Source organism: Rahnella inusitata (assembly GCF_965118895.1).
In the GTDB taxonomy this organism is placed as follows: Bacteria; Pseudomonadota; Gammaproteobacteria; order Enterobacterales; family Enterobacteriaceae; genus Rahnella; species Rahnella inusitata_A.
In genome coordinates, this window is sequence record NZ_CBCPJJ010000032.1 from 1 (window position 1) to 6,536 (window position 6,536).

At 41.6% G+C, this 6,536-nt stretch carries 8 protein-coding genes and 1 pseudogene; 3 read left to right on the forward strand and 6 right to left on the reverse strand.

Going from position 1 to position 6,536, the window contains the following annotated elements; translation table 11 throughout:
• The 3 genes and pseudogenes from ACMHLI_RS22695 to ACMHLI_RS22705 all read right to left on the reverse strand — a co-directional run.
• The gene (locus ACMHLI_RS22695; protein ID WP_044715105.1) at positions 1 to 228 is read right to left on the reverse strand and encodes a plasmid partition protein ParG; all 228 of its coding nucleotides are present in this window, start codon (positions 226 to 228) and stop codon (positions 1 to 3) included.
• A gap of 38 nt (positions 229 to 266) precedes the next feature.
• On the reverse strand, positions 267 to 887 hold the full coding sequence (gene parA / locus ACMHLI_RS22700) for a ParA family partition ATPase (RefSeq protein ID WP_044715110.1): 621 nt from the start codon (positions 885 to 887) through the stop codon (positions 267 to 269).
• 520 nt (positions 888 to 1,407) lie between these two features.
• Positions 1,408 to 2,031 (reverse strand): annotated as a pseudogene (locus ACMHLI_RS22705) (recombinase family protein); the annotation flags it as partial.
• Positions 2,032 to 2,403: 372 nt separating this feature from the next.
• Here ACMHLI_RS22705 and ACMHLI_RS22710 point away from each other — a divergent pair.
• The 3 genes from ACMHLI_RS22710 (at position 2,404) to ACMHLI_RS22720 (ending at position 4,425) form a co-directional block, all read left to right on the forward strand.
• Entirely contained in the window at positions 2,404 to 3,066 is a 663-nt protein-coding gene (locus tag ACMHLI_RS22710) for a division plane positioning ATPase MipZ (protein WP_226721485.1), read from the forward strand.
• A 93-nt stretch (positions 3,067 to 3,159) separates the two neighbouring features.
• Complete coding sequence (locus tag ACMHLI_RS22715) at positions 3,160 to 3,441, forward strand: ribbon-helix-helix protein, CopG family (RefSeq protein ID WP_226721484.1); 282 nt, start codon at positions 3,160 to 3,162, stop codon at positions 3,439 to 3,441.
• 24 nt (positions 3,442 to 3,465) lie between these two features.
• On the forward strand, positions 3,466 to 4,425 hold the full coding sequence (locus ACMHLI_RS22720; RefSeq protein ID WP_413531380.1) for a DUF6685 family protein: 960 nt from the start codon (positions 3,466 to 3,468) through the stop codon (positions 4,423 to 4,425).
• A gap of 10 nt (positions 4,426 to 4,435) precedes the next feature.
• Here ACMHLI_RS22720 and ddp1 read toward each other — a convergent pair whose 3' ends face one another.
• The 3 genes from ddp1 to ACMHLI_RS22735 form a co-directional block, all read right to left on the reverse strand.
• Positions 4,436 to 4,792, reverse strand: coding sequence for a DNA distortion polypeptide 3 (gene ddp1, locus ACMHLI_RS22725; protein ID WP_413531381.1), 357 nt, complete (start codon positions 4,790 to 4,792; stop codon positions 4,436 to 4,438).
• Positions 4,793 to 4,968: 176 nt separating this feature from the next.
• Positions 4,969 to 5,403 (reverse strand): hypothetical protein, encoded by a 435-nt coding sequence (locus tag ACMHLI_RS22730; RefSeq protein ID WP_226721481.1) that lies wholly within the window; start codon positions 5,401 to 5,403, stop codon positions 4,969 to 4,971.
• Positions 5,404 to 5,411: 8 nt separating this feature from the next.
• A complete protein-coding gene (locus ACMHLI_RS22735; protein ID WP_226721480.1) occupies positions 5,412 to 6,317 on the reverse strand; it encodes a replication initiation protein in 906 nt (301 codons plus the stop codon).
• Positions 6,318 to 6,536: the final 219 nt, after the last annotated feature.

The window sequence follows — 6,536 nt, forward strand, 5'->3', positions numbered from 1 at the left end:
TTACTTGTCATTTTCTTTCAGCCAATTATCGACCAAATCCTTTATCACATCAGTAATAGATGTACCTTGTTTTGCACACGCAGCTTTGAAGCGGGTATGTATCTCTTCATCAAAGTTAACGTTGACTCTCTTTTGCTTTCCCGTGGGTGTGCTATTGACGACTTTTTCAAGATCTCGATGCTCACCGAAACTCATTGTTTTTGATGTATGTTGCTTAGTTAGTGCCATACATAACCTCTAATATGCTGAAATGAGTATATGAGTTTTTACTCAAATGATTCGAGTATTTCTCGCGTCAGAATGGCTATCTCGCCCTTTGCTGCTCCATCGTTGGTATCGAAAACGCTCTCACCCTCCATGACGGATTTAACGTAACTTTGGCGTTGTGTGATCGCAGTTTTAAACGGCTTAATACCCGTCTGAGCAATGCTATCTTTCAGAACGTTAAGCATGGTGGCTTGTTCGATTTTCCGTGTGATGAGGAATCGAGCTTCTACCGGACGATTATAAGCCTGGGCTTCCAGTACCGTGACGACAGAACCGGCAGCGGAAAAATCCAAAGGGCTGGGTGTTACCGGGATGATAATCAGGTCGCTGACCATCACCGCTGCGGAAGTAATAACTGACAGAGAACCGGCTCCATCAATAATCACAAAGTCATATTCAGCCAGATCTTTTCTTACCTGGTAAACGTCTTTCTCTGATGCTGCGGTGTAAACATCGAATGCTGCTTTCTCTGCTTTATTCCAGTTAGTCAGGCTCATCTGTGGGTCTGTATCTACAACTGCAATTTTTTTACCCGAACTGGCAAGGCAGCTACTGACGTTGATTGTTGCAGTCGTTTTACCGGAGCCACCTTTAGGGTTGAGGAACGCGATAATTTTCATGTCTAAACCTCATTTGTGTGTTTACTCATTTGAGTTTAATTATACACAAAAACACAAATGAGTAAATGTGTTTTTTATGTGTAAATGAGTATATGAGTGTTTTTTTTGAGTGTTGGAACTGGCGGGAATTTTGGTTTAGGCTTCTCTCAATAGATTATTGCCAACCTCCATCGTATTCATTCCAGCCCTGATTAGTTGCATCATTGGTTAGCGTCATATCATCGACCACGCAGTTACGTATCTCAGCTGTGCGGTATATCTCGTCGAAAAGTTCGTCAATCTGCTCTTTCAAATCGGCCTCATCGCTATACGTAAAAATCAGGCTGTACTCATTGTTGTCCAACACCTTTCCGTCATAGTCGCACTCAACCAGCCAGGCAATATCTTCTCTGACCTTTTTCTTCCCACGGGTAAATTTGCTGCCGTTCTGCACCGGCACCCACAGTGTGGCTGTCACGGAAAATGCGGTAGCACTCTCAGACTGCCCGGAAAGAGAGGGGAGGGCTGTAACTGGGGGACACTGTTTAATCGCCCGGCTAATGGTGCCACGACTGCAATTGATGGTCTTCTGAACCTGGCTCCAGGAGCTGCCGCTGGCCAGCAGCCGGTTAATGGCATCATAGCGATGTTGGTTAACCTTTCTGCCCTGGTATTTGCCCTCAGCTTTTGCTTTGGCGATCCCCTGTTTCTGGCGTTCCCGCCGCTGCTCATAGTCGCGTCTGGCCACTGCGGCCAGCATATCGAGCAGCATGTCATTGATGGCCGAAAACATCCGGTTATCAAAATCGGTCAGCCCCGGAGATAAATGCAGCCAGGTAGTGGGAACATTAACGGCCACGACTCTTATATCTTTCCTGGCAATCATTTTCTTGAGCGTGATCCAGTCATTCCCGGCCAGTCGTGAAAGGCGGTCAACATCTTCAATAAGTAAGATGTCGCGCTGCCGACAGTCTTTCAGCAGCCGGAAAAGCTCAGGACGTTCCAGGCGTGAACCTGACTCATTTTCAATATAATAGTTACAGATGGCCAGCCCGTGCTCAGTGGCGAAAGTATCGATAGAGCTACGTGCTCGTGATGCATCCTGTTCGGACGTGGAGGCACGAAGATAAGCGCGAACAAAGCAGGTCGGTACTGTTTGGGTCATTTTTGAGAACCGGTTCTGTTTAAGTGTGTCGTGTGTGTTTAAACAGTACCAGCTTGCAGTGGTACGAGGAAGGTATACTCAAACCGAACCAAAAAAGAGCTTAGTTAAGTGACCTTGTCACTACTTGTGACAAATAAAGACATCGTAAAGACGCGATAAAGACACATAATGATTTACATTGTAAATCATCCATAAAGACAACAAGAAATTTACAATATAAAGATACTGTAAAGACACCATTATATTTACTTTCGCTTTACGTTATAAAGAATATGAGCTATAAAGACAATATAAAGACATGCACGTCTTTACGATAGAAAGACGACGTAAAGACAATTAATCATTTACAACGTAAAGATAAGGAGCATCAAAATGGGAAAAATTTTACTGGTGGTTTCAGATAAAGGTGGGGTAGGGAAGAGTACCTACGTTGCCAATACAGCATCAATGCTGGTTAACAAAGCCAAATCGGTGATCATCCTGAAAACGGATAAGAACAACGATTTGCTGAGCTGGAATGAAAAACGCCGTGGGCATGGTCTTCCCACAGTTACGGTGTACGAAGCATACGGTAATGTAAGTAAGGAAATTAACCGCCTGAGCAAGCTGTGCGACGTTCTGATTGTTGACTGCCCCGGCCATGACAGCCTGGAGTTCCGTAGCGCACTGACAGTATCAGATATCATGATAACGCTCGTTAAGGCTTCTTCAGACTTCGAAAGTGAAACCCTGACCAGCGTAACCGAAAAAGTCCGTATGGCTCAGAAATCAAACTCTGCACTGCAACCCTGGGTATTGCTGACCAGAATAAACCCGAGCAAACCACGACACATTAAAGCAGCCATTGAACTGGATAAACTCTTACGGTCAGACAGTGTATGGATACAGCCACTGAAAACACGTATGTCAGAGCTGGATGTTTTTGAAAGTGCCTGTAATGAAGGGGCAGGGGTGCATGATGTAAGCCGCGCATCCAGCTTGACGAAAGCGAAAGCACAGATTGAATTACTGGCTCAGGAAATCGGGATTGTTTAATCATTTCAATAGAATGAAGTAAAGATTTACATTGTAAATACAAAATAAAGACACTATGCTATTTACACGTATTCAGTATATGAGGATTGTTATATGGCTTTAAAACTAAAAACGCCCGTTGTTCCAGCAACAGAAGAACAGGCAACAAATGCAGAAACCGCGCGCTTTATCTCCGGCGCTAACAGGAAGCCAGCAACAGGTAAAGCAAAGCTGGTAAATTTCCGGCTTTCCGAAGCCTTTGATGAAATCCTTGAGGCTGAGGCAATCAGAACGGGACAGAGCAGGACGACAGTTCTTAAAGCAGCGCTGGCCGCATTCGATAACCTGGACGAGAACCAGAAAAATCACTGGTTACTGGAATCAGCAAAAATTTAACCATAAAACACGGATGATAGATTTATGCGGTATCTGACTGAACGGATATTTCAACTCTATAAGCTTACCGATCACTATAAACTGACCACAGCAACTTATAAAAATCTGGAAGATATAAAGTTAGTTAAGCCAACAGCAGACGCGAATACAGTATTACAACTAGAGGCATTGTTCAGCGACTACTCTTTGAGATACGTTGATAAGAGTCTAGCTGAAATTCTGAGCACCATAATAAGTACAGAAAGAAAACAAATTCAGGATTTCGATTTTAACAAAATTCAGTCTCTGACGGCCTCGAAGAGCTTTGGAACTGGTTGGCATAAGGTAATCAATGGCAGCTGGTTCAAGGACGTTTATTCGTGGGGTAGGGGGATGTACCCCGCAGAAAATCTAAAAGCTGAAGATATGTCAGACTGGCATAATAATGTATGGCATATAGAGCATGAGGGTTTCTACACTCGCGATCCGATTAATATCACATACTATTCATGGCTGGACAGATATGTAGCCTCGAACAGCGGTGGATCTCACCATGCAGCAATGGTCGTTTATCAGTCTGTCAGAGACAATTTGGAGTATAAGCGGGAAGCTATCATTGAGCAGCTAGCCATAAACAACGACTGTATTGAAAGGCTAGAAAATGAATATTATTCATTTATTTTTAAAGCTAAGAAGCCTCTAAAAGCAGGAGGGTTTTCATTTAAACATGAATTCATAAATATATTAGAAGTTGTGGTAGGCAACAACATTCACCAACTTAGTCCCGTTTATTATCATTCTGATATCAATTTCATTTTCATCCAGAAAAATAAACTTAAAATGAATAATAAAATATTTCTGAACTGGCTTTCAGCAGGCATCACTAGCGGGAAGATAATATCGTTCCCTGAGTATCTTAAAAACCCCTCATACTTCCATCACGCCTGTTACTCTCACGAACTCGACTCAATCACTCTTGGTGATCCTTGCAGAGAATACAAATAAAATTCAAACCCTAGACTTCATATAAAACGACAAGGCTATTCTGTGTCAGAAGGTCTGACAGATTATTGCAAATGATAACGGCAATACCCACTTCTTCCAGTACAGCAGCATCAGATACTTCTTCGAAGCTGATTACCAGAATTGGCTTCTGCTCCTTCAGGTCGAAAATAATTATTGGCAGTGTGATACTATTAATCGATTCGAACTCTTTAAAAAATGCTTCAGAGCCATATTCACTTGAAGGAAAAAGAATCTCACTTAATCTGACACCATAAAAAACATGATAGTTTTCTTTGATATTATCCTTTAAAATATTAACAGCCTTTGCATATTTATCATTAATAAATTCTTTTACGCTAAATTTCATAATTCCTCCAACAAGAACCGACTGTAGGTCAACGGGCAAACGTAGCGGAATGGCGTCGCAGACGTCATTTTGCGGCGTTTGCCCTATCCTGCATCACAGTGAAAAACACTACCCCATCATACATAAATTTGAGTGCGGTAAACCGGCTAGACAAGGCAAAGAACGGGCTATGACGGTTATTCATGCTCAGTGTCCGTGTGCGCCTCGGTAGCATCAGGAACAAGAAGCCGATACCAGGGCGTCTTTTTGTTCATCAGCTCTACCAGCGGTGCGGATAACAAACTCAAAACCCAGACGCAGCCAATAACTGGGATGGTAAAATTTTGTGCCGTCCAGAACTGGTGATCAAGATGAAACCAGGTTACGACACAAATCAATCCACCTATCCAGAATATCACCGTACTGAATGCGCCCAGGATCGCCAACGTAATAACTGAAATCAGATGCAGTGTTCCCGCAGTCAGAAGACGAAGATAAAACCAACTCCACTTAATGTACTTCAGAAGCGGGTTCCCGGTTTTCTCCTTTAAGTGTTTTTTTCGCTCACTGGCTATTTCTCGTTTTAATCGATTGCGATCTGCACCTTGAGGAAATTCGTAGATCTTAGCCATAGTTCACCTCATTTTTTCTTTGGTGGTACTTTCTTATCGAATTCTTGAAGGAAAAGTTTATCTTCATCACTTAAACAATTTTGGTCGCTATCTTCGTTCCCTGAAAACTCCTCCTCATCAACTACAAAATCGAACTGTAACTTGCTAACTTTGCGTCCTTCTTTTTCGAAAACGGAAACACTAATTAATGATATTTCTGTTTTTTTCTTTATCTCAGCAATAGCTTTATTTAGCACGTCCCTTTTGAAAATTGGAAACTCAGGATATTTATATTCAGTACCACCGTTACTATCAAATGTATAAGCTATTAACTCATCTTTTAACTCTTCAAGTGAAATTACAAATGAATTTTTTTTCTTGAAGTTAGAGTAATTTTTTCTTATCAATTGGTATAAGGATGAAGAATATTGACTGCTAAGGCGGAGGCTTGCAGTTAGCAATTGCGTTGTAAATTTATTTCTTTTACCAATAAGGCTCGATATGTAGGGTTCAATAGTTCTTGTAAACTTGAGTGATAGGAATCCTTCATCATGAGAATACGCAATCCATTCGATGATATTTAAATCCATTTCTTCAGGCATATTTTTAGAATTAAATGGAAGGTTAAGCTCTTTAGCCAAAGCTACAATATCATCTCCTCTTAACGATATTCTGCTTGATCCTAAAAGCTTAGCTCCCTCTTTTAACTGCCTATAGGCCAGTGAAGGGGTTATTTTTGCAAGAGAAGCTAAATCCTCTGCTTTAATTTTGAATACACGCCCTCTTTCGAGAGGTTCTTTACTATCAATAGGAGCTAGCGCCATATACATGACACGTTTAGCGGGTAATGGAAGCTGAGCCAAAGTGTGGTTTAACTCATTTCTGTGACGAATCTTTGTTTTTTTACTCACATCCATCATAGCTTTAACTCTCATGATCACCTCATTCGTTTACTATATCCTACTCATCAAAACATGAGAGTCAATTTATTTGTTCTCATGATGGCGACGTACTATCCACTCATGTTTAGCTGATTCAAGAATGCCTAGGATGTGTCAGAAGTCGGGCTATCCTGGACAAAGTAGGTTAAATAAGACACTGTTTTCATAGCAATACGAAGATCCAAAGATCTTCTTATATAACTGTGAATTACA